At 52.0% G+C, this 22,365-nt stretch carries 21 protein-coding genes; 6 read left to right on the plus strand and 15 right to left on the minus strand.

Going from position 1 to position 22,365, the window contains the following annotated elements; translation table 11 throughout:
* Nucleotides 1–137 precede the first annotated feature (137 nt).
* The 5 genes from ABIB59_RS10140 to ABIB59_RS10160 form a co-directional block, all read right to left on the minus strand.
* Nucleotides 138–440, minus strand: a complete 303-nt coding sequence (locus ABIB59_RS10140) for a hypothetical protein (RefSeq protein ID WP_041852305.1) — start codon at nucleotides 438–440, stop codon at nucleotides 138–140.
* Between the two features lie 109 nt (nucleotides 441–549).
* Nucleotides 550–786, minus strand: a complete 237-nt coding sequence (locus tag ABIB59_RS10145) for a biofilm development regulator YmgB/AriR family protein (protein ID WP_041852304.1) — start codon at nucleotides 784–786, stop codon at nucleotides 550–552.
* A 221-nt stretch (nucleotides 787–1,007) separates the two neighbouring features.
* Nucleotides 1,008–2,078 (minus strand): mannonate dehydratase, encoded by a 1,071-nt coding sequence (uxuA, locus tag ABIB59_RS10150; RefSeq protein ID WP_041852303.1) that lies wholly within the window; start codon nucleotides 2,076–2,078, stop codon nucleotides 1,008–1,010.
* 138 nt (nucleotides 2,079–2,216) lie between these two features.
* Nucleotides 2,217–2,627 carry a GFA family protein gene (locus ABIB59_RS10155; RefSeq protein ID WP_041852302.1) on the minus strand — a complete coding sequence of 137 codons (411 nt, stop codon included), beginning with the start codon at nucleotides 2,625–2,627 and terminating at the stop codon, nucleotides 2,217–2,219.
* Nucleotides 2,628–2,722: 95 nt separating this feature from the next.
* Nucleotides 2,723–2,941 (minus strand): hypothetical protein, encoded by a 219-nt coding sequence (locus tag ABIB59_RS10160; protein WP_041852301.1) that lies wholly within the window; start codon nucleotides 2,939–2,941, stop codon nucleotides 2,723–2,725.
* A 337-nt stretch (nucleotides 2,942–3,278) separates the two neighbouring features.
* Here ABIB59_RS10160 and ABIB59_RS10165 point away from each other — a divergent pair, with 337 nt between their 5' ends.
* From ABIB59_RS10165 to ABIB59_RS10180, 4 genes are all read left to right on the plus strand, one after another.
* Nucleotides 3,279–4,295: an iron ABC transporter substrate-binding protein gene (locus tag ABIB59_RS10165; protein WP_041852300.1), complete on the plus strand. Its 1,017-nt coding sequence runs from the start codon at nucleotides 3,279–3,281 to the stop codon at nucleotides 4,293–4,295.
* 21 nt (nucleotides 4,296–4,316) lie between these two features.
* Nucleotides 4,317–5,891 carry an ABC transporter permease gene (locus ABIB59_RS10170; protein ID WP_041852299.1) on the plus strand — a complete coding sequence of 525 codons (1,575 nt, stop codon included), beginning with the start codon at nucleotides 4,317–4,319 and terminating at the stop codon, nucleotides 5,889–5,891.
* A gap of 1 nt (nucleotide 5,892) precedes the next feature.
* Nucleotides 5,893–6,927, plus strand: coding sequence for an ABC transporter ATP-binding protein (locus ABIB59_RS10175; RefSeq protein WP_354035285.1), 1,035 nt, complete (start codon nucleotides 5,893–5,895; stop codon nucleotides 6,925–6,927).
* 78 nt (nucleotides 6,928–7,005) lie between these two features.
* The gene (locus tag ABIB59_RS10180) at nucleotides 7,006–7,440 is read left to right on the plus strand and encodes an EamA family transporter (protein WP_041852297.1); all 435 of its coding nucleotides are present in this window, start codon (nucleotides 7,006–7,008) and stop codon (nucleotides 7,438–7,440) included.
* Here ABIB59_RS10180 and arnF read toward each other — a convergent pair whose 3' ends face one another.
* Genes arnF through arnB form a run of 7 tightly spaced genes read right to left on the minus strand, consistent with a single transcriptional unit; the run spans nucleotide 7,441 to nucleotide 14,817 of the window.
* Nucleotides 7,441–7,830, minus strand: a complete 390-nt coding sequence (gene arnF / locus ABIB59_RS10185; protein ID WP_041852296.1) for a 4-amino-4-deoxy-L-arabinose-phosphoundecaprenol flippase subunit ArnF — start codon at nucleotides 7,828–7,830, stop codon at nucleotides 7,441–7,443.
* A complete protein-coding gene (arnE, locus tag ABIB59_RS10190; protein ID WP_041852295.1) occupies nucleotides 7,827–8,162 on the minus strand; it encodes a 4-amino-4-deoxy-L-arabinose-phosphoundecaprenol flippase subunit ArnE in 336 nt (111 codons plus the stop codon). Before arnE ends, arnF begins: the two co-directional genes overlap by 4 nt.
* A complete protein-coding gene (gene arnT, locus ABIB59_RS10195; protein WP_041852294.1) occupies nucleotides 8,159–9,820 on the minus strand; it encodes a lipid IV(A) 4-amino-4-deoxy-L-arabinosyltransferase in 1,662 nt (553 codons plus the stop codon). Before arnT ends, arnE begins: the two co-directional genes overlap by 4 nt.
* Nucleotides 9,817–10,716, minus strand: a complete 900-nt coding sequence (arnD, locus tag ABIB59_RS10200) for a 4-deoxy-4-formamido-L-arabinose-phosphoundecaprenol deformylase (protein ID WP_041852293.1) — start codon at nucleotides 10,714–10,716, stop codon at nucleotides 9,817–9,819. The genes arnT and arnD overlap by 4 nt, the downstream gene beginning before the upstream one ends.
* On the minus strand, nucleotides 10,713–12,695 hold the full coding sequence (gene arnA, locus ABIB59_RS10205) for a bifunctional UDP-4-amino-4-deoxy-L-arabinose formyltransferase/UDP-glucuronic acid oxidase ArnA (RefSeq protein ID WP_317078137.1): 1,983 nt from the start codon (nucleotides 12,693–12,695) through the stop codon (nucleotides 10,713–10,715). Before arnA ends, arnD begins: the two co-directional genes overlap by 4 nt.
* Nucleotides 12,692–13,675 (minus strand): undecaprenyl-phosphate 4-deoxy-4-formamido-L-arabinose transferase, encoded by a 984-nt coding sequence (arnC, locus tag ABIB59_RS10210; RefSeq protein ID WP_041852291.1) that lies wholly within the window; start codon nucleotides 13,673–13,675, stop codon nucleotides 12,692–12,694. Before arnC ends, arnA begins: the two co-directional genes overlap by 4 nt.
* Nucleotides 13,676–13,677: 2 nt before the next feature.
* Complete coding sequence (gene arnB / locus ABIB59_RS10215; protein ID WP_354035290.1) at nucleotides 13,678–14,817, minus strand: UDP-4-amino-4-deoxy-L-arabinose aminotransferase; 1,140 nt, start codon at nucleotides 14,815–14,817, stop codon at nucleotides 13,678–13,680.
* Nucleotides 14,818–15,483: 666 nt separating this feature from the next.
* Here arnB and ABIB59_RS10220 point away from each other — a divergent pair.
* A complete protein-coding gene (locus ABIB59_RS10220) occupies nucleotides 15,484–15,870 on the plus strand; it encodes a hypothetical protein (RefSeq protein WP_041852289.1) in 387 nt (128 codons plus the stop codon).
* Between the two features lie 5 nt (nucleotides 15,871–15,875).
* Nucleotides 15,876–16,418, plus strand: a complete 543-nt coding sequence (locus ABIB59_RS10225; RefSeq protein WP_354035293.1) for an RNA polymerase sigma factor — start codon at nucleotides 15,876–15,878, stop codon at nucleotides 16,416–16,418.
* Nucleotides 16,419–16,486: 68 nt separating this feature from the next.
* On the opposite strand, the gene ABIB59_RS10230 is transcribed toward ABIB59_RS10225, so the two are convergent.
* The 3 genes from ABIB59_RS10230 to ABIB59_RS10240 form a co-directional block, all read right to left on the minus strand.
* Entirely contained in the window at nucleotides 16,487–17,191 is a 705-nt protein-coding gene (locus tag ABIB59_RS10230) for a DUF2076 domain-containing protein (protein ID WP_354035295.1), read from the minus strand.
* A gap of 213 nt (nucleotides 17,192–17,404) precedes the next feature.
* The gene (locus ABIB59_RS10235; protein WP_354035297.1) at nucleotides 17,405–19,054 is read right to left on the minus strand and encodes a methyl-accepting chemotaxis protein; all 1,650 of its coding nucleotides are present in this window, start codon (nucleotides 19,052–19,054) and stop codon (nucleotides 17,405–17,407) included.
* Between the two features lie 278 nt (nucleotides 19,055–19,332).
* Nucleotides 19,333–21,942: a bifunctional diguanylate cyclase/phosphodiesterase gene (locus tag ABIB59_RS10240; RefSeq protein ID WP_354035299.1), complete on the minus strand. Its 2,610-nt coding sequence runs from the start codon at nucleotides 21,940–21,942 to the stop codon at nucleotides 19,333–19,335.
* Between the last annotated feature and the right edge of the window lie 423 nt (nucleotides 21,943–22,365).

The following is a 22,365-nucleotide window of genomic DNA, read 5'->3' on the forward strand; positions in this document are numbered from 1 at the left end:
ACGTCTTCTAAAGCCGTGAGGCCAGATCAAATTCACAATGAGCATTATGTCGGAACATGCTGACGCAAGTCTGATTAGAAGGGTACAGGTGGAATCGCAAACCTGTTAACCATACAGGTTAAACAGGGCGTGTATGCTTAGTGTTTGATTGCTTTGCTGATACTTAACAGAGTGTCGTCACGGAGTCGACTTTTGCGCTGGGTCGTTTGCAAAGACCAGGCGCTTTTTTTGCTGTGCTCGGGCTGCGTACGGAAATGGTGCACACCACTGATTGCGCTTCGCCAGGCTTCCTGCCTTTCACTGTCGGTTTCACTACTTAGGTTTTCCTGCAATTGCACAATTAAGGCATCGAAAGAAATATCATCCGCTGATTCCAGAAGCGTAAGAATCGCTTCTCCCATGACAGTATCTACAAGTTTGTCCTTATCATTTTTACTCATTTCGCCTCTCAAAATTTACGACACTGTTTTACACAAGCCCTAAACATTATGCACACTCAGGCCAAACCTGCCTCTTTTTGTTGATCTTATTTAAAAGATGGCCGCGCTTTCACTTCTGACCTTTGGTAAAGATCAGCGCCATTAAGGCGTTAAGTTGCGCTTCGGTTGCCGCGTCCGTCTCAGTCGCGATGCGGGCAGCAATTTTAAGGCAGATGGTGCGTTTGCTGATGGTTTGCTTAGCGTGCAACATCTCTATCACAAGCGCGCCTAACCTCTCTTCACACGAGCGCATCTGTGTTAAAGGGCACTTAATGGCACCATCATCGCTGTCACGGGTACCCTTCACGACGGCCTCATTCAGTCAGGATCTATAGCCAAAGATTTGGCGAACGCCATGCGGCAGGCAAGTTGATCCATAAGCGTAATCGAAACGCTAAAAAATGCAAAAATCCAGGGGTGATTTATTGAATGATAAGAGGGGAATTACCCGGTGCGGTGATGGCGAGGAGAGGAAGATGTGAAATGTGGGGTAACCGCCTGCCCAACTATGCGCAGGCGGCAAACAGGTTAATGCTGTTTCTTCTGCAGCGCTTCCCAGAGGCCGACAAGATAGGTCACACCCAGAGCACGGTCATATAAGCCGTAGCCCGGACGACCGGTTTCCCCCCAGATAAAGCGGCCATGATCCGGGCGGATATAACCCTCGAAGCCATTGTCATGCAGTGCCTGCATCACCTTGTACATGTCCAGCGAACCGTACGGAGAGGGATGCGCGCACTCGTAGAAATCTTTGTCTTTGATGAGCTTAATATTGCGCACATGCGCAAAATGGATGCGTTTACGGCGTGTGAACTCCGCCAGGATGTCGTAGACATTATTTTCCGGGTCTTCACCGATGGAGCCTGTGCACAGCGTAATGCCATTAGCCGGGGAGTCGACGGCGTTACAGATCCAGTCAAGGTCGTCGCGGTTTTTTACCACGCGCGGCAGGCCGAAGATCGAATACGGCGGATCGTCCGGGTGAATAGCCATTTTCACGCCAACCTCTTCACACACCGGAATGACACGCTCAAGGAAGTAGACCAGATTGGTACGCAGCGTCTTATCGTCCACGTCTTTGTATTTCGCGAACAGTTCCTGCACGCCGGCCAGACGTTCAGGTTCCCAGCCGGGCAGGGCGAAACCGTTAGAATTATCCAGCACCTCGCGCACCACTTGCTCAAGACTCTTGTCGATACCTTTTTTCTCAAAGGCCATGGTCAGCGAGCCATCCGGCAGGACGTAATTCATCTCGGTTTTCATCCAGTCGAATACCGGCATGAAGTTATAGCAGATCACCTTCACGCCAAAACGGGCGAGGTTACGGATGGTCTGCTGGTAATTTTCAATGTACTGATCGCGGCTGGGCAGGCCAATCTTAATGTCGTCATGGATGTTAACGCTCTCAATAACTTCCATCTTGAGGCCTGCCTGATGGGCGAGACCAACCAGGTGTTTAATTTTATCGACAGGCCAGACGTCACCGACAGCGACGTCGTAAAGCGCGCCGACCACACCTTCAACCCCCGGTACCTGGCGGATATGCTCAAGCGGAATTTTATCCTCGTCTGGCCCAAACCAGCGCATTGTCATTTGCATCACAGTTGTCCTTTTATTCAGTCATGTTTTTGTAACTACCATACTAGTATCTTTCAGTGGCGAGTAAAAGGGGCAAATGCGCAAAATCACGAGGTAAATGTTGAGAACCCCTGGCCCGAAGTCAGCCAGGGTGGGGGGTTATTTCAGGTTGAATGTCAGATAGCCCATAATGCCATCGCTTGGGCCATCTTTGGGGTGATGCACGCCATCCATGACAGGAATGACCGGAAAATCGAAAGGGGAAACGCCTTCAATGCAGGCGACATTAACGCCAAATTGCTCCGGGTTGGAGCGGCGCTGGTGAAAGGTATAAATCCCACAGACGGAGCAAAAATAGTGAGCCGCTGCCTGGGTATTAAACCGGTACTCGGTGAGTTTCTCCTTGCCCCGCGTCACTTCGAGCCCGGATAACTGGGCAGAGACAGCTACCGCACCACGCATCCGGCAAAACGAGCAGTTACAGCGGCGTAAGGTATTAAACCCATCAGTGAGTTCAACGGTAAAAGCGACGGCACCGCAGTGGCACTGCGCGTGAAGCTTTTCTGACATAACAATCTCCATGGTGACAAAAGAGGATGTAATGAGTGTAGCCGTCTGGCGTTTAACGCGGTTGAGTTGTCAGGGGAAGAACGGGGCAGGAGGCGTTAGCTTTGCTTTTTCTTCTTGTATTCAGCAATGGCCTGATTAATGTTATTGGTTTCGATAGAGTCGACCTTTTCGTTATCAGAGAAGACATCATAACGGCCTTCATTGTAGCGAAAAAGAACAGTGACGCCCTGAAAGCGAACTCTTTTTTCCTTTACCGTAATGCCACGACTGCGCATGGCAATTTTTGCGATGGTATCTATTTTTTTACCGTTCATGATGAGTCAGTGTGCCTTTTATTATTAATTATAGTGTCCCTGCTGGCATCAGGGATAGAATGATATTAATTTTATAAACCCGGAAAAGAAAGGACGATAACAAAAAATGGAAGCTGGAAAAAGTTGATAAATTTCAGGCGGGTTAAGGTTTTCTTAATCTTTGGATGTTCTCGAAATTCAAGACGATATGTTTATTAAAATATTTAAAATTCGGCAGTATTAAATAGCGAACTCAAATATTGAGAATTATTTCGATTCTCATTCCTATATCTGTGCGTTTAAACTCCAGCCAGCTTGCAAACGCTTCGTTTAGACACACGTTTTATAAGGAATAAATATGAGAAATCGCTTTTCTGCCATGTGTTCGATAGCTTTGGTCATCTCTTCTGTTTTCGCGGGTTCTTCTGCTTTTGCGGCCGACAATGATGACGGCATTGTCATTTATAATGCCCAGCATGAAAATCTGGTTCAGTCGTGGGTTGATGGTTTCACGAAAGAGACCGGGATTAAAGTGACCCTGCGTAATGGCGGCGATACCGAGCTGGGTAATCAGCTTGTCCAGGAAGGGAGTGTTTCGCCTGCCGATGTTTTCCTGACTGAAAACTCTCCGGCAATGACCCTGGTCGACAACGCAAACCTGTTCGCTCCGCTCGATGCCGATACTCTAAAACAGGTGCCTGCCGCTTATCGTCCGGCCCATGGCCGCTGGATTGGGATTGCCGCGCGTAGCACCGTGTTCGTTTATAATCCGAGCAAAATCAGCCCGGCCCAGGTGCCGACATCTCTCATGGATTTAGCGAAGCCGGAATGGAAAGGGCGCTGGGCGGCCTCTCCGTCGGGTGCCGATTTCCAGGCGATTGTCAGCGCTATGCTGGCGTTAAAAGGCGAACCGGCGACCCTCGACTGGCTGAAAGCGATGAAAACCAATTTTGTTGCTTATAAAGGTAACAGCACTGTCTTAAAAGCGGTGAATGCCGGGCAGATTGATAGTGGCGTTATTTACCATTACTACTATTTTGTCGATCAGGCGAAAACCGGTGAGAACAGCAAAAACACGCAACTTCACTATTTCAAACATCAGGATCCGGGGGCCTTTGTCAGTATTTCCGGTGGCGGTGTGTTAGCGTCCAGCAAACATAAAGCGCAGGCCCAGGCCTTTATTAAATGGATCACCGGTAAAACCGGGCAGGATATTCTGCGCACCAACAACGCGTTTGAATATGCGGTGGGCGTGAACGCAGCCTCTAACGAAAAACTGGTACCGCTGAATAAACTTGAAGCGCCGAAAGTTGAACCGTCTACGCTCAACAGTAAAAAAGTCACCGAGCTGATGACCCAGGCGGGTATTCTTTAAAATAATAACAGTGAGCGCCTTATGTCTGGTTTGAGCATTCCGTTGGCTGGAAAACAGCAACGCCAAACGCATCAGCATCGCCCCGCGCGAATGTTGGTGATATTAGCCATGCTGGTTTCCCTGTTGGCGTTACTGCCCGTTGGGTTTGTGATTGCGACAGGTATTGATACGGGATGGGAGAGCGTTAAGGCGCTCGTCTTTCGCCCGCGTGTCGCGGAGTTACTGGCGAACACGCTGCTGCTGATACTTTTTTCGCTCCCTATTTGCGTTTGTCTTGGCGTAGCGCTAGCCTGGCTAACGGAGAGAACCGCGCTGCGGGGGCGTCGCGTCTGGTCGTTGTTGGTGGTTGCGCCGCTGGCGATCCCGGCTTTTGTGCAAAGCTACGCGTGGGTGAGCGTTATCCCTTCATTACATGGGCTGGCGGCCGCCGTGTTTATCTCCGTGCTGGCTTATTACCCGTTTATTTATATGCCGGTTGCCGCCGTTCTGCGGCGACTGGATCCGAACCTTGAAGACGTTGCCGCATCCTTAGGCATTGCTCCGTGGCAGGTTTTCTTTCGTGTGGTATTGCCACAACTGAAACTGGCCATCTGGGGCGGCGCGCTGCTGGTGGGCCTGCACCTGCTGGCAGAGTATGGCCTGTACGTGATGATCCGCTTCGATACCTTCACTACCGCTATTTACGATCAGTTCCAGTCTACTTTTAGCGGCCCGGCGGCCAATATGCTGGCGGGGGTGCTCGCGCTGTGCTGCCTGGGGCTTCTGTTGCTGGAAGGGGCAACCCGTGGCAAAGCTCGCTATGCCCGCGTAGGGGGAGGCTCCGCCCGCCGTCAGAATATCCATGCACCCGCAATGGCAGGTCATCTGCTGGGACAACTCTTGCTGGCCTGCGTGGTCGTGCTGGCGCTGGGAACGCCCATCGCGGTGCTGGGGCGCTGGCTGTGGGCGGGCGGCCTGGCGGTCTGGCAGAACGGTGATTTGTGGTTATCTCTGCATCAAACGGTGGTCCTGGCGTCGGCCGGGGCACTCATTACCACTGGCTTTGCTATTCCGTGCGCGTGGCTGGCGGTTCGCCATCCGCGTCGCCTGTTCCGGCTGCTGGAAAGCATGAACTATGTGGCCAGTTCACTGCCGGGGATCGTGACGGCGCTGGCGCTGGTGACGGTCACCATTCATTACGCGCGGCCCATTTATCAGACCGAAGTGACACTCTTTCTGGCGTATATGCTGATGTTTATCCCCCGGGCGCTGATCAACTTACGCGCCGGTATCGCTCAGGCGCCTGTCGAACTTGAACATGTCGCGCAGAGTCTCGGCGTGTCGCCAGGATGGGCGCTGTGTCGCGTGACAATGCGCCTGGCGGCGCCCGGTGCGGCGGCTGCCGCGGCACTGGTCTTCCTGGGGGTGAGCAATGAGCTGACAGCGACACTGCTGCTCTCTCCGCTGGGAACCCGCACGCTTGCCACCGGTTTCTGGGCGCTGACCAGTGAGATTGACTACGTTGCTGCGGCCCCGTATGCCCTGTGCATGATCCTGATTTCTCTTCCCCTGACGGGCCTGCTTTACAAGCAATCACAAAAACTATCGGGTCGTTAAGATGTTCGAGCTTATTAATGTGTCGAAAAAATTTGGCCACACTCAGGTGCTGGATAGCATCACGCTTTCACTGTCACCCGGCAGCCGCACCGCGATAGTGGGGCCATCAGGCTCCGGTAAAACCACCCTGTTACGCCTGATTGCCGGGTTTGAGATGCCCGATAGCGGCCAGATAACGATGCGCGGCACGCCGCTGTTCAGCCCGACAGTATCGGTTCCGGCGCATCAGCGAAAAATTGGTTTTGTCCCGCAGGAAGGGGCGCTTTTTCCGCATCTGACGGTTGAAGAAAACATTGGCTGGGGGATCCGCGCCTCGCGCCAGGAACGGCGTAAGCAGGTTGAGGCCCTGATGGATCGGGTATCTCTGGACAGGCAACTGGCGCGCCACTGGCCGCATGAAATCTCCGGTGGCCAGCAGCAGCGCGTGGCACTGGCGCGTGCGCTGGCGCAGCAACCGGCGCTGATGTTGCTGGACGAACCATTCTCGGCGCTGGATACCGGGCTGCGCGCCACAACCCGTAAAGCGACCGCCGATCTTCTCTCTGAGGCGGGCGTTGCTGCCGTGCTGGTCACCCACGACCAGAACGAAGCGCTCTCTTTTGCCGAGCAGATTGCCGTCATTCGCCACGGGCGGTTTGCCCAGGTGGGGACGCCGCAGGCGGTCTATTCGCAGCCGGTCGATGAAGAGACGGCGCTCTTTTTAGGGGATGCGTTAATCCTGACGGCAGAGGTCGCCAACGGCAAAGCCAGATGTCTGGTCGGCGATGTGCCGGTGGATGACAACAGGACGCAGGGGGTGCGGCGCATCATGCTGCGCCCGGAGCAACTGATGATTACCCCGGCGTCAGCGGGTGAAACTGCGTTGCAGGCGACGGTACTGGATATCGATTTTGGCGGTTATCTTTCGACGCTGACGCTGGGGTTTACGGATCGTGCGCAAACGCTCACCCTTAATACCGTCACCCCACAATTATTATTGCCAGGCACTCCGGTTGCGCTCAAAATTACAGGCCATGCGCGGGTGTTTGCGGCATAAAATAGCCCGCCGATTTGCGGCATAATCTCTTTTATCCGCAGGAGCCTATATTGATGGTAATAATGAATGGGAGAGCGCATGTTTTCACTCAGTAACTGGTTTATCTGGGCGCTGCTGTCCGCCTTTTTTGCCGCGCTGACCGCCATTTTCGCTAAAGTCGGGATTCAAAATGTAGACTCCGATTTTGCGACCTTAATCCGCACCGGGATTATTATCGTTATTCTGGCGGCTTTTATTTACTTTACCGGTAAGTGGCAGAACCCCTTGCTGATTGGCAAACGCACCTGGCTTTTTCTGATCTTATCGGGTCTGGCGACGGGAGCATCCTGGGTGTGTTATTTCCGGGCGTTAAAGATCGGCGAAGCGTTTAAAGTTGTCCCGGTCGATAAAATGAGCGTGGTGATGGTGGCGATTTTCGCTTTTATTTTTCTCGGCGAACGGCCAGGGCTGCGTGAAGCAGGGGGACTGCTGCTGATTACCGCAGGCGTATTATTACTGGCGCTGCGGCGATAATCAGCCGGGCTTTTTATGTGCGGGCAGAAAAATAACCAGGACGCCCGCAATAATAATCAGCACGCCCGTTAGCGACTGAACGGAAAATACGCCGCGCATGCCGGGCAAAATAAGGGACGCTGACCATACCAGAATATAGCTGAGACTCAGCAGGGCATAGGCTTTGCTCAATGCCAGATGGTGTAACGCCAGATACCAGAAAAACATCGAGGCCAGATAACCCGCAAGCCCGGCCAGCAGCAGCATTGTTTCCAGATGAACGGGCCACAGCGCGCCGATAAAGGCATAAAACTGTGACACCGGCGGAAGGGCCGCCATGGCATAGCCCATTGCAAGCTGCGCCGCACTGGTTAACAACACGCTGACCAGCGTCAGAAGAATACCTTTCATGCTGCACCACCCAGAACCACAATGCCTACAATAATTAACCCCACGCCAAGCCAGTGGCGCAGGTTAACCGGTTCACGCCAGATCCCCCAGGCGGCCAGCGTCACCCAGACAAAATTGAGGCTTAACATCGGGTAGGCGATGCCAACGGGGACGCTCTGTAAGACCAGCAGCCAAAAAATCATGCCCAGGCCGAGGCAGGCCAGCGCCAGCCCGAGCCAGGTTAAGATATGACGACGGCGGCCCACCCTGAGGGCAGGCCGCGTCGCTTGCTTTTGGCACAACTGTCCGGCAAAGCTCAGCAGGCTTGCCAGCATAAGCAGAAACCAGATCATGGTTGTGGCGCATATTCAATAAGTGCGATTCGCCCCTGAACAAACACATTTGACGGGGGAGGAATCGGCAGGCTATTCACACTTTCACCGCGTGAAAGCAACACCACCAGCGTGACTTTGCCTTCCTGACGATGCTGTTCCAACCAGTCGTTGAAATCTTTCTCAGCAATAAATTTGTCTTTCGCATCCGGGTAGCTGAGGCCATATTGCAGCTCACCGGTCTGGCCAAACATAATAATATCGCTGCGTTTGAGTTCCCACGCCAGGCCTGCGGCGATGCCGACATTATCACTGAGTATATAGCGGCTGGATGCCAGTGACTCTTTTGCCATGCCGATCGCGAATTGCGGCTGTTTTGACTCCATCACCCGGTTAGGGATGGCGAAACCAACCAGCAGCGCAAGCCCGGCCGGACACAATGCCGAGAGCATCCAGCTTTTTTCGGTATTGCGCAGGGTGTACCAGCCCACCAGTGCCCAGACAAAAAAGGCCATGGCGGCACAAAACACTTTATAGCTTTCGAGTGTCGTCCATACCGGGTTTTTCAGTGGTCCCCAGGGGGAGGCAATAAACGCGGCAACCAGGCCAAACAGACCAAAGCCAATGTTGAGCCAGGCATTCACGCGCAAAGCACGGTAGCCTCTCTCTGCGGCCTGCACCGAATAACCCGCCATCAAAATCGCCAGCGGCGCGAAGCAGGGCAGGATGTAGGTCACCAGTTTGCCTTTCGCGATACTGAAAAACAGAAAGGGCATCACTACCCAGCACAGCAGGTAGAGCGTCGCGCGGTTATTCTCACGGGTGAACCATGCCAGACGAAGCGAACCGGGCAGCAGCCCCAGCCAGGGCAGACTTCCCAGTAAGACAAATGGCAGGTAGTACCAGAACGGGGCTTTGTGCTGCGCATCCGCCATGGCAAAACGCTGAATATGCTCCACCCAGAAGAAGTAGTGCCAGAAATCCGGCTCGTGTTGGGCAATCGCCAGCCCCCACGGCAGGACAACCAGCACGCAACTGGCGATGGAAAGCCAGCCCCAAATCAGCACCTCTTTCCATTTTTTCTGCGCGATTGCCCAGGGTAAAACGCTCAGAACCGGCACGGCCAGCGCCAGGAATCCTTTGGTCATGACGCCCATGCCGCAGGTCAGGCCCAGCAGCACGTAGCCCGCCGCTTTTACGGAGGTGGTTTTGGCCTGAACGGCAATCCAGAACGTGCACATCCCGGCAACCAGCCACAGGGCAATCATCGGGTCGAGTACCGCATAGGTGCCGATGCCGTAGACTTCCAGCATGGTGATGAAAATGATGGCGGCCATCATCGCCACGCGTTTATCGCGCCAAAGCTGCCAGGCAAACCATGAGACCATCCCGGCAACCAGCGCGGTTGAAAAGATAACCCCGGCGCGAACGGCAAAGTTGGTTTCGCCGAACAGCCACTGGAATATGGAGTTCACCCAGTAACCGGCGATCGGTTTTTCAAAATAACGCAGGCCGAGAAAATGCGGCACGGTCCAGTTTCCGCTGCTGAGCATTTCACGGCTGATCTCTGCATAACGCGTTTCATCAGGCTGCCAGAGTAAACGCCATTCAACAGGAATCAGGTAGTAGAGGACAAACAGGGCAAGTACAACCAGACCGTAGCGTGACGACTTCGTCATTCCGTTCTCTCCATTTGCTGACAACCCAGCCATCCTTCCCGGCCGGCAATTTCACCTCGCACCACTTTGCCCGTAGGCAAGGTGCGTAAATTGGCAGGTAACAGTTCACCCAGCGGGCAGAACTGAATATTCGCCTCGGCGGCGCGCTGGAGTAAATCTTCAAACTCCAGGCGATGGGCGATCCCTTCAACCTCGGCGTGAATGGTATAAACTGGTACGCCGGGATCATCGAGCATGCGGGTCAGGATGAAATCGTTGAACCCGCTGGCGCTCACGTCACCCCCGACAACCTCATCCCAGGTCGGCAGCGTCACCGGAATTTGCACCGTGCCCGTCTGGCCGACGCCCGTTATCGGTAAAAAGGGCGCGCTGCCCCGGCAGTCGCTGTTATAGCGAAAATCAAAAGCTTCTTTTGCCTTAATCACCCGTTGATCGGCACGCCAGCCAGCCACGGCTGAACAGGTAATATCCGTGCCGATTATCGATTCCAGCTCTTCTTTACCCAGTGCGATTTGGTGGAGCAACTCATCGCTGTCCCATACGCCGCACCAGGTCTGCCAGGCGTGGTGATCCCACGCATGCAGCCCCACTTCGTGGCTGGCGGCGGCGCTGCGGATAATATCCGCGTTGGCGCGCCCGATATTCCTGCCGGGCCACGCGGTGCCCGCCAGTAAAATATCCCAGCCATACAGCGAGGCCGCTTTTGAGCGCAGCATCTTTAGTAAGAACTTCGGCTTAACCAGCCGCCAAAGATGCCGTCCCATATTGTCCGGCCCCACACTAAAGAAGAAGCTTGCGCGAACGCCGTAGCGATTGAGCATGTCCAGCAGCGACGGCACCCCCTTACGGGTGCCGCGGAAGGTATCGACGTCTATGCGCAGGCCGACTTTTCTCATGGCTTCTGTTCCGTGACCTCAACGGTGCGTAAAAAGAAGTCCAGCGTCTCTTCAACGGTCTGGTGCATTTCTACCGTCGGCTGCCAGTCAAGGCAGCGTTTAGCGTTGCGAATGCTCGGCTTACGGTGCTCAACGTCCTGGTAGCCTTTGCCGTAGTAGTCGCTGCTTTCTACTTCGCGGAAGCCAGCAAATGGCGGGAAACGGTCGCGCAGCGGATGACGTTCGAAGCAGTCGAGCAGCATTTCCGCCAGCTCTTTGATGCTTGCTTCGTTGTCCGGGTTACCGATGTTGATGATCTGCCCGTCACAGCGGCCATCTTTGTTTTCGATGATGCGGAACAGGGCTTCAATACCATCGCTGATATCGGTAAAGCAGCGTTTCTGTTTACCGCCTTCGATCAGCTTAATCGGCGAACCTTCGACCAGGTTGAGGATCAACTGGGTGATGGCGCGGGAGCTGCCGATACGTGCGGCGTTCAGGTTATCCAGACGCGGCCCCATCCAGTTAAACGGACGGAAGAGGGTGAATTTGAGGCCGGTTTTGTCGCCGTAGGCCCAAATCACGCGGTCCAGCAACTGTTTGGATACCGAGTAGATCCAGCGCTGCTTATTAATCGGACCCACCACCAGGTTGGAGGTGTCTTCGTCAAAATTCGCGTCGGTGCACATGCCGTACACTTCCGATGTGGACGGGAAGATGATGCGTTTGTTGTACTTCACGCAGTCACGAATAATTTTCAGGTTCTCTTCGAAGTCCAGCTCGAACACGCGCAGCGGGTTACGGGTGTACTCGATTGGGGTCGCAATGGCCACCAGCGGCAGTACGACATCACATTTCTTAATGTGGTATTCGATCCATTCGGAGTGAATGCTGATGTCGCCTTCCACAAAGTGAAAACGCGGGCAGTCAAGGAAACGGCTGATCGCATCGGAACCAATATCCAGACCGTAAATCTCGTAATTATCATCCTGCAACAGACGTTCGGTCAGGTGGTTACCGATAAAACCGTTTACCCCCAGGATCAGCACGCGGGTACGACGTTTCACGGCAACAAACGGACGGCTGGAGAGCAGCGCACCCGGTACCAGACCCATCGCCGGCGCAAGCTGAGTACCCTGCATGTAAACGCCGTTTGCGCTCTGGCCGGTAATGATTTCCAGCGCGCCTTCACCACAGGCCACCACCAGCGGGGCGACGGAGAGCACGGTGCCCGGCTTCGCCGCCGCCAGATCGGTACGCACGCGGGATTTCCAGACGATAAATTTGTTGGTGCCCACATAGCCAAACGCGCCCGGCCACGGATCGCTGACCGCACGCACCAGGTTATGCAGCTCCTGCGCCGGTTTTTCCCAGTTCAGACGACCATCTTCCGGGGTACGACGGCCAACATAGGTGGCCTGAGACTCATCCTGTGCACGTTCCTGCGTCTGGCCGCTGCGGATTTTCGGCAGCACGTCGCCCAGCAGGCTTTGTGAGGCTGAACACAGTTTTTGATGCAGGGAGAGCGCCACGTCAGTGTCGCTAATCGCCACACTCTGTTGCGCCACGATATCGCCTGCATCGGCACGTTGCGTCATGCGGTGCAGGGTGACGCCGGTCTCTTTCTCGCCGTTGACCAGCACCCAGTTCAGCGGTGCGCGACCACGGTATTTCGGCAGCAGCGAACCGTGCAGGTTGAAAGCGCCTTTTGTCGGCAGGCTCAGAATGTCGTTGCACAGCAGGTTGCGGTAGTAGAAGGAGAAAATCACCTCTGGCGCGAGCGCGCGAATGCGCTCAACCCACAGAGGGTGGTTCACATCATCCGGGGCATAAACTGGAATTTCCTGCTCAGCCGCGAGGCGCGCCACGGATTTAAAAAAGTGGTTTTCCCCCGCATTGTCGGCATGAGTAAAAATGGCGGCAATTTCAAAGCCTGCTTCCAGCAGTGCCTGTATGCCCGTGCACCCCATATCGTGATACGCAAAGACGACGGTTTTCATGACTCAATTTCCTCAATAGAATTTGGGGTTTCCTGACGGATAACACGCTGAATAAAGTAACGGGGGCGGGCACGGACATCGTTATAGATGCGGCCAACGTACTCGCCGAGTAAGCCCATGCCAACGAACTGCGCACCAATAAAGGTGAACAGGACGGCGAAAAGGGTGAACACACCTTCGGCAGCCCACTGCGGCCCAAGAGCAAGACGCATGACGACTAAAACGACGGAGAGCGCAAAACCCACCAGCGCGATAACGCTGCCAAACACGCTCAGCATGCGCAGCGGCGTGGTGGTCAGGCAGGTCACCAGGTCATACATCAGGTTAATCAAACGCATAAAGCTGTATTTCGAATCACCGTACTCGCGCTCCGCGTGATGCACGGGAATTTCTGTGGCCCTGCGGGCGAACATATTGGCGAGGATCGGAATAAAGGTGCTGCGCTCGTGGCAGTGCAACATCGCATCGACAATATGACGACGATAGGCGCGCAACATGCAGCCGTAATCGCCCATCGCTTTACCGGTGGTGCGCTGAATCAGGTGGTTGATCATGCGTGATGCCGTTTTGCGAAACAGGCTGTCCTGACGGTTCTGACGAACCGTACCCACCACGTCATAACCTTCTTCTGCGGTTGCCACCAGGCGAGGGATCTCTTCGGGTGGGTTCTGTAAATCCGCATCCAGAGTGATGATCAGATCGCCGGTAACATGGCTAAAACCGGCCATGATTGCGGAGTGCTGCCCATAGTTGCGGTTAAGCAACACGGCCACGATATGGCTGCCGTCGGCCTGTGCGGCCTCGACCAGCATTTTGGCGGAATCATCGCTACTGCCGTCATCAACCAGCAGAACTTCGTAATCCTTACCCAGCAGATCGCAGGCGGCGGTCGTACGACGAATCAGTTCTGGCAGGCTGTCCTGTTCGTTAAACACAGGGATCACAACGGATACTTTATTAATGGGGCTGGTTTCAAACATCGTTATTGCCCTGCCAACTGATGAAGTGCGGCGATAACACGGCTGGTGTCGTCATCGGTCATATCCGGGAACAGCGGCAGCGAGCAGATACGCGCGCTGTTCCACTCCGTATTGGGTAATGAAACGTCAGGGAAATTCTCGCGGTAGTATTTCTGCGTATGGGCGGCGCGGAAGTGCAGGCCCGTACCGATGCCCTCTGCTTTAAGAGCTTCCATCAGCGCGTCACGGGTCAGGCCGCAGCGTGTTTCATCAACGCGAATAATAAACAGATGCCAGGCGTGAACGTGCGGCCAGGCCGGAACCGTCAGTGGCTGGAACGGCGTATCAGCCAGCTCGCGTAAATAGCGCTGGGCTATATCGGTACGACGCTGGTTGGCTTCGTGAAGCTTGCCGAGCTGCACCAGTGCCAGCGCGGCATTGATATCCGCCAGGTTGTATTTGTAGCCAGGAGAGATCACTTCCGCCTGCGGTGCGCGACCGTGTGTCTGGCGATCGTAGGCATCGACGCCAAGACCGTGGAATTTCAGGCTGCGAATACGCTGGGCCAGTTGCTCATCATCCGTTACCACCAGACCGCCTTCGGCGCAGGTCATATTTTTAATGGCGTGGAAGGAGAAAATCGCCGTACCGCGACAGCCGACATGATGACCTTTGTAATAGGTGCCAGCGGCATGCGCGGCATCTTCGATAACGGGAATATTGTACTTTTCGCCCAACGCGCGAATTGCATCGATATCGGCAGGCGCGCCGGCGTAATGAACGGGAATAATGGCCTTCGTTTTTGATGTAATCGCGGCCTCAATGCTCTGCGGGGTAACCATCAGCGTGTCACGGTCAACATCGATCATGACCGGGGTTGCGCCGAGCAGCACAATCATATTGAGGGTGGAGACCCAGGTCATGGAGGGGGTAATCACCTCATCACCGGCACCAATGCCCATCGCCATTAACGTGACATGCATACCGGCTGTTGCCGAACTCAGGGCAATGGCATGCTGGTTGCCCGTCAACTGGCAAAATGCTTCTTCCAACTGTTGGTTTTTGGGACCTGTCGTAATCCAACCCGACTTCAGAACGTCCTGAATCGCCGTTAATTCTTCGTCGCCCATAGAAGGACGTGAGAAGGGTAAAAATTCACGCATTACTTTTCCTTACCGTTGCTGGCAATGAATTCGCACTGTAGCCAGGGAAGCAGCAGACTCATTTCGTTGAGAGTACTTAGTACTTGCCTAGGCTAAGGCTTATTTATTAACTCAACCTTAAGAGATTGCATATTTTCATTAACGTTCACTTAAGATCGTTTCTGTTTAACTGGCGTTGAGGAAATAAATATTAGCAGGCGATGTTTTTGTTATTTTTATTATGTTTATCATGGTGTTATGTTTATTTTGGTGCGAGAGGGGTAAAATAACTTAGCGGCGGCTTGAGCAACCGTAAAGATTTTTTTGTCGCTATCTCAATTTTGTTTAATTTATATTTATAGTCATCCTTTTGTCATTATGCTGTCACTAAATTTAGGGGGCGTTAATAATGAAAACATGGGGCTACTTTAAAAACGAGAATAGTCAGATTTGACTTTTAGTGCTGTAACAAATCGTCATTAAGGTGATATGGATCACAAAAATGGCTGTTTTTTGCGCGGCCACGATCTAACCACTAACATTTCAATAGAAAATCATTTCAAATCATTTAATTACAATTGTTATTGGTTTCCATTTTCCCGACGCCTGAAAAAAATCATAAGTTTTTAGCAATATTTTTCTCGCTCATTCGTCTACCCGATTACAACACTATGAAGGAGAGACAACATGAGAAGATTTGGCAGCCACCGACGCCATCCCGGTAAGTTTGGTGTGATGTTTATTGTTTTTGCCGTCGTGATGACGCTGGTGGTGATGACCCTGTGGAACGCCATTATTCCGGGTCTGTTTGGTCTGAAAACCATCGGCTTCTGGACCGCGCTTGGACTGCTGGTGTTATGCCGTGTGCTGTTTGGCGGTATGGGCATGGGGCCGATGATGTTCAGAATGGCGCGCGATCATCGTCAATTGCATGAACGGTGGATGAACATGAGCGAAGAAGAGAGACAGGCCTTTTTCCAGAAACGCCACCGTTGGGGTGGGCGCGATGGCTGGCGCTGTGGCCCTGACATGCCAACAGAGAATGAATCACCGAAGCCGTCGGACAATGCGTGAGCATAATGGATAAGGCCGACAACGCCCGAACTGTACGGCTCCTTGAAGCGCTCTCAGCGTGCCGGACAACGCTGAGAGCCTTTATCCGCCGCCGCATTCCGCAACGAGAAGACGTGGACGATATTTTGCAGGATGTGACGCTGCAATTGATCAACGTCGAACAACCGGTTGAGAATGTCTCCGCCTGGCTGTTTCGCGCGGCGCGCAATGAAATGATCGACCGCGGACGCAAAAAGCGGGAGTGGTTATTTTCGGACGACGAGGAGGCTGATGATCAACTCTATGATGTGCTTTTTGGCGATGTGCAGATACCCGAAGAGGCACGCTTAAGAGAGATTTTCTGGGATGAACTGGAAAGCGCGCTGGCGGCGCTTCCTGCGGCCCAACGCGAGGTATTCGAAAAAACCGAACTGGAAAATTACAGCTTCAAAGCCCTTTCCGCTGAGACGGGGCTGCCCGTACAGACCTTGCTGTCGCGTAAGCACAAAGCGGTACGCTATCTGCGAGAGCGACTTTCCGCGCTCTATCACGACATCATGCTGCCCTAGTCAAATACCGACAAAAAATCCCCGCCGCACCGGGCTGGTGTGGCGGGGATTATCATCATTGCGATTAATCAGATAAAGCTGTCGTCGTCGTTATTGCCGCCGAAATCGTAGTCATCATCCTGATCGAGGAAACGGCTATTGTCGTCGTTGCCCTGGTCAAAGAAGCTGCGGTCGGAGGCATTGGTGAAGCTGTCCTGATCCTGAAAATCGTTGGTGAAATTCCGATCACCGGCGACATCTGAGACCTGTTCGACAGGCTGCTCAATAATGTTCACGATCTCTTGTGGCTGGGAGTGGTGGAACATACTGGTCAGCATATCGGCCAGCACGACCCCACCGGCCACCCCGGCTGCGGTTTGCAGCGCACCGGCCATAAAACCACCGGAGCGGGCTGCTGGCTGCGCATATGTGGGCGCCGCCTGTTGCTGTGGCGGCTGTTGTTGCGGCGCGCTGTTCCAGTTGTTGGCTGGCTGCTGTGGCTGGCTTTTTCCACCGCCAAACAGGCTACTCAGGAAACTGCCGCCGCCGTTTTGCTGGCTGTTTTTCAGGGAGGCCACTTCATTCTGGAGATCCTGAATCTGTGCATGAAGGCGTTTCAGCGCAGCTTCCTGAATCAGCATCGACTGGGCCATATAGTAAGGCGCAGAGGGCTGCTGGCGCACAAACTCAGCGATCATATGATCGGCCTGGCTATCCCGTGCGCCGCTTTGCTGTTCCGCCTGTTTCAGACGCTGGAAAAGCCCCTCAATAAGCCGTTGTTCTTCATTTTGCATAGCAAAAACCTCAGGAGTGCATGGAGTTGTGGCAATGGCGTGCGTGCCTGTGCAGGTATCGGTTACGCGCGCCTGTAAGAGTTATTTTAGCCGATCAAAGTTATACGAAATGACAAGCAAACGCAGAATGATGGGAAAAGAAGAAGGGGAGAGGAGCTTAAAATAAAAATGGCCGGTGTGTACCCGGCCATTTTCTCTGAAGGTGACCCGTGCTTAGAAGGTCTGCCAGTTATCGTTACTTGGGGTGGATACAGGCACGCGCTGTGTCTTCACGCTGGTTTTCTTCGCACTGCGTGTGGCGGAAACCACACCGTTGCCCAGATCAAAGCGATCGACGGTCTTGTTCAATCTTTCCGCTTCGGACTCAAGAGAGACCGCGTTGGCGGTGGCTTCCTGTACCAGCGTGGCGTTTTGTTGCGTCACGCCATCCATCTCGGTCATCGCCAGCCCGATTTGTTCAATACCACGGCTTTGTTCATCTGAGGCAACGGAGATTTCGCCCATCAGGCTGTTTACCTGCGCGACAGACTGGATGATCACGGACATAGCGTCACCGGCCTCCTGTACCTGCTCCGCACCGGTTTTGACTCGGTTGACCGATTCGCTAATCAACGCTTCAATCTCTTTTGCCGCCTGCGCACTGCGTTGCGCCAGCAGGCGTACTTCGCTGGCGACCACCGCAAAGCCACGCCCTTGCTCGCCAGCGCGAGCCGCTTCCACTGCGGCGTTCAGCGCCAGCAGGTTGGTCTGGAACGAAATACTGTTAATCACGCTGGTGATATCGGAAATTTTTTGCGAACTGTCGGTGATCCCGTGCATGGTTTTCACCACCGTTGAGGTGATGTCACCGCCTCTTTTCGCCGTTTTTTGTGCGTCCTCAGTCAGTTTGAGAGCTTCACGCACGTTCTGGGCGTTGTTTTTGACGGTAGAAGTTAACTCTTCCATGCTGGCTGCTGTTTGTTGCAAGGCTGCGGCCTGCTGCTCAGTGCGGCTCGACAATTCTTCATTACCACCGCGGATTTCACTGGTGTTGGCAAAAATGCTGGCGGAACTATCCTGGATGGTTTTTACCGTTGTATGCAGGCTTTCCTGCATTTTTTGTACATAGGGAATTAACTGCCCGGCGCAGTTACGGCCAAACGTCTCAAGCTGGCTACTTAATTTTCCTGCGGTCAGCAACTCAAGATGATTTTTTAACATCCCAAGCGGTTTAACTAGGTAATTTACTAAATAACGGTCGGTCAATAAGAGCGTCACCAGACCTGCCAGTAATGCGCTGATGAGCACTATTTTGTTATAGGACATCTGGTCTTTGGTTTTCACCAGAATGGCATCTGACTGAATCGCCTGAGTATATTTTTCAGCGGTTGCACCAAACTGCACGCTTAAAGGTGGGTAGGTTTTACGAAATAACTCGCGGAATTTATCCGGCTGATTATTTTTCGCCGCATCGTACATAGGCACAATGGCGTTAGTCAGCAACGCGTCCCAGTCATTGATCATCGCTTTTATGACGTCATCGCTCACGCCAGGATGTTGCGCATCGCGAAACTGCGCAAGCATATTCTGGCTGGTTGCCAGCGCTTTTGCGGCAGAATCCATTGTTTTGGCTGCGTTTGCTTCATCGCCGGTCTGGCGATAATCCATTGCCCGTAACATACGCGTCATGGTACGAAAATATTGGTCATTGCCTTTAACCAGCATGGCATAGGCATTCTTCTGTGACGCGTTTTGTGTGAGTAACTGATCAATTGTGGAAAAGTTATAAAAAGTAAGCAGGGTAGCCATTCCCCAAATAATACTGAAAACAACCAGTATCAGTAATATCATTTTCCTGATGGTGATATCGCGTAAAATTTGCATAGCTACCCCCGGTAACTGAATATAAAATATATTTGCAGACGAGCAGCCCGGTTGAACAGGCCTGGTGTTAAAGTTCTTATGCAATAACGCATAAAATTAAATTTCGCAGACTAATCGTTATCCTTCGAAGGGATGTTTACGACACGCGTAAAACATCGGTAAAGATATTATGTTTAGTGCTTGTAAATAATGTTCTGGTAAGGTTAATGATGGTAACATAAAATTTATATACGCTAAAGTCGTTATTGCATCCTGGCGTAGGATCACAAATCTATGATTTAAAATTCCTCTTCGGTTATGGCTGATTTTTTCTTTTTAAAATTTTGGTTAAGTTCAATTTTATCAAGAGTCGTTGGGCGGCTAATAAAATACCCCTGTGCGATATCGCACTCGAACGCTTCAAGTTGCTGTAACTGAGTGAACGTTTCTACCCCCTCGGCAGTGACCTCAAGGTTAAAATCTTTACCCAGCCCGATAATCTTCTCGACAATATTTTTTGCACTCTCAGAGTCGCCCATCGCCATAATAAAAGACTTATCGAGCTTGATGCCATCAAAAGGAAAACTCCGTAGATAATTGAGTGAGGCATAGCCAGTGCCAAAGTCATCCATCAAGAGTCTGACACCAAGGCTTTTTAATTGTTGCATGATTTTTAAAGCATTTTCTGGCTTGCTCAGGGTAGCGTTTTCAGTAACTTCAAGTTCGAGACGCGAAGCGTCAAAACCCGTTTTAGCCAGTATTGCTTTGACGCGAAGAACAATGTCGCTGGCCTTAAATTCAACTGGCGATATATTTACTGACAGGGACAGGTCTGCTGATTTATCTCTCACCTCGCGACATGCTGTTGTCAGAACCCAATCTGTTAGCGAGATAATTATTCCGGTCTCTTCAGCCAGAGGAATAAATTGGTCAGGCATAAAAAGCCCATGCGTCGGATGCTGCCAACGTACAAGTGCTTCGAGTGACGTTATCTTCTGCTGACTTATATCGTAGCGAGGCTGATATAAAAGAAATAACTGATCCTGTTTTATTGCCTCACGGAGTTCTTGCTCCAGTTCTCTGCGTTGAACAATTTGTTCAGCCATATCAGGTTCATAAAAAACCCAATAGGCATGCGGGTCATTTTTCGCTTTATACAGCGCGATATCAGAATAGCGGAGGAGATCGCTTGCGGTAACGGCATCTTGTGGTGCCAGGGCAATGCCCATGCTGACGTCGATAATAATCTCGTTACCACAGATATCAAAAGGACGGTTCAATTCCTCTACAATCCGCGAGCAAAAACCTTCAATATCTTCACGCTGGTTAAGGTCTGCGGCAATAATAATAAATTCATCTCCGCCCTGGCGTGTAACCAAATCAATGCTGCGCATGCAGTGGCGCAGGCGGTTAGAAGCTTCACTGAGCACCTGATCGCCCACCGTATGGCCGTAGACATCGTTAATGGTTTTGAAATCATTCAGATCGAGACTGATCATCGCCAGCGCATTTTTCGATTCGTTTTTTGATTGCAGTCTGCCGTCAAGGAACTCTTTCATCCGGACGCGGTTAGGCAGGCCGGTTAATTCGTCATGATGTGACAAATACTGAATGCGTTCGCTGGCCTCCACTTCCAGAGTGACATCTGTTGCGGTACCACGAAACCCCAATGAGCCATCAATCAGGGTGACGCGTTTCAGGGTCAAATTACAGTAGCGTTGGTTTCCCTGGGCGGAAAAATAGCTGCAATGGTTAAGGGTGAGGAAATTACCTGCATAAGGAAGATCCAGCCATTTGGTCAGTGCCGGGTTGTCCTGTGACAGAAACGCCCGCAGTGAACGGCCTATCCAGTCATCAATACGGTGACCGGTAATGACCGGAAAGCGCACAGATATCCAGGTAAGTTGTAAGAGTTCATCGGCTTCCCAGATCCAGTCTGTCGTTGTTTCCACCACGTCACGAAAACGGCGCTCGCTAATGGCGAATGCCCGGCGGCTTTGTTCCAGCAGGAATGTTTTTTCGTCATTCAGCCTTGCTTTTAAAAGCCCTTTGCGCACAAGAGAGAGCGCCAGAAGGACCGATGTGAGCATCAGCAGAACAAGAAGAGGGAGTACCCATGTGAGCAGCGTGTCACTGGGATTTTTATTGTTCCATTCAAAATAGATTTCACCCCCTGTTACTGGCCATAACAAACCCGCTGTATGTGGTGGACGGCGTATGGGTTTTGACGCAAGGAGATGCAAATCCTTAATGGCATATTCCTCACCCATAGCGGCGAGTTTTTTAGGCGTCAGTTTATCAACAAAGATCATAATCGAATGATCCGCAGGCGCTTTCGCAAGAACAGCCCTATCCTCAGTGGTAATCCAGGCCGCTGAAATCAGGATTAATTCATTATTGGCAAAAACGACGCGCGAAACGGCTGTACCGTTGTTCACTTTCAGTGCCGTGCTTAATTCTGTATTAAGGTTTTTCCCCAGCCAGTCCTCAAAAGGGACCAGGTTAAGAGTGCCACTAATGACGCTGTAGCGCGTTTCTTCTTTAGGGGAGAGTACAAACACGCCTTCGTAACCGAATTTCGAATACAGTGATTTACCCAGGTTTTGTTCATCCCACGCCCAGCTTAAGTCTATCTTGCGATGGAGATTATCCCAGGCTTCGTTCCACGCGGCGTAATCGGCAAGATGCAAACGAAGGTTTTCCTGACGATTGTCGAGCGCTTTCATTAGCAGTTGTCGGGTTTGGTGGCGGGTGTTACGCGCCAGATCATTTTCTGTCTGAATGAGCGCAAATATTGTCGTTAAAAAAATGAAGCCCATAAGCATCAGTACCAGCGTCACGGTCTGCTTCATGATGCGATGCGTATCAGGTGCAGACGCAGGAGCGTACTGGTCATCGAAAATGTTCATACTTCACCTTTTCTACGCGTTTTAATTAGCAAAATATGTTTTTCTAGTCATCTGTATTAACGGCAAGGGACAATTAAACTTTAAATAAAAATGCGTGTTTTTATACGTTCGGCTAAGTTTGTGATAGACATCATTTTTTTATGCAAGAAAAACAAAAATGTCGTTTTTAATATTAAGATAACCTTAAGGTTAAGAAATTTAATACATCATCTGGTAGTGGTTATTTTGCAACGTTTTTAACTTTATGATTTTATTGTTTTTCTTATTTTGGTGTTTTGATGTTTTCATAATGAGACTGTCTTGGTGTAATCAAATAATAACGTTAATTGCAAGTGGTTAGTCTCAAACCGTAAGAAATGCGTTTATTTTTTTCGTGATACCCGTATTGAATATGCAAAAATGAGGGTGGTATTGTCTTGTTTA

Origin of the sequence: Citrobacter sp. UYEF32 (assembly GCF_040546205.1) — a bacterium.
Lineage (GTDB): Bacteria > Pseudomonadota > Gammaproteobacteria > Enterobacterales > Enterobacteriaceae > Phytobacter > Phytobacter diazotrophicus.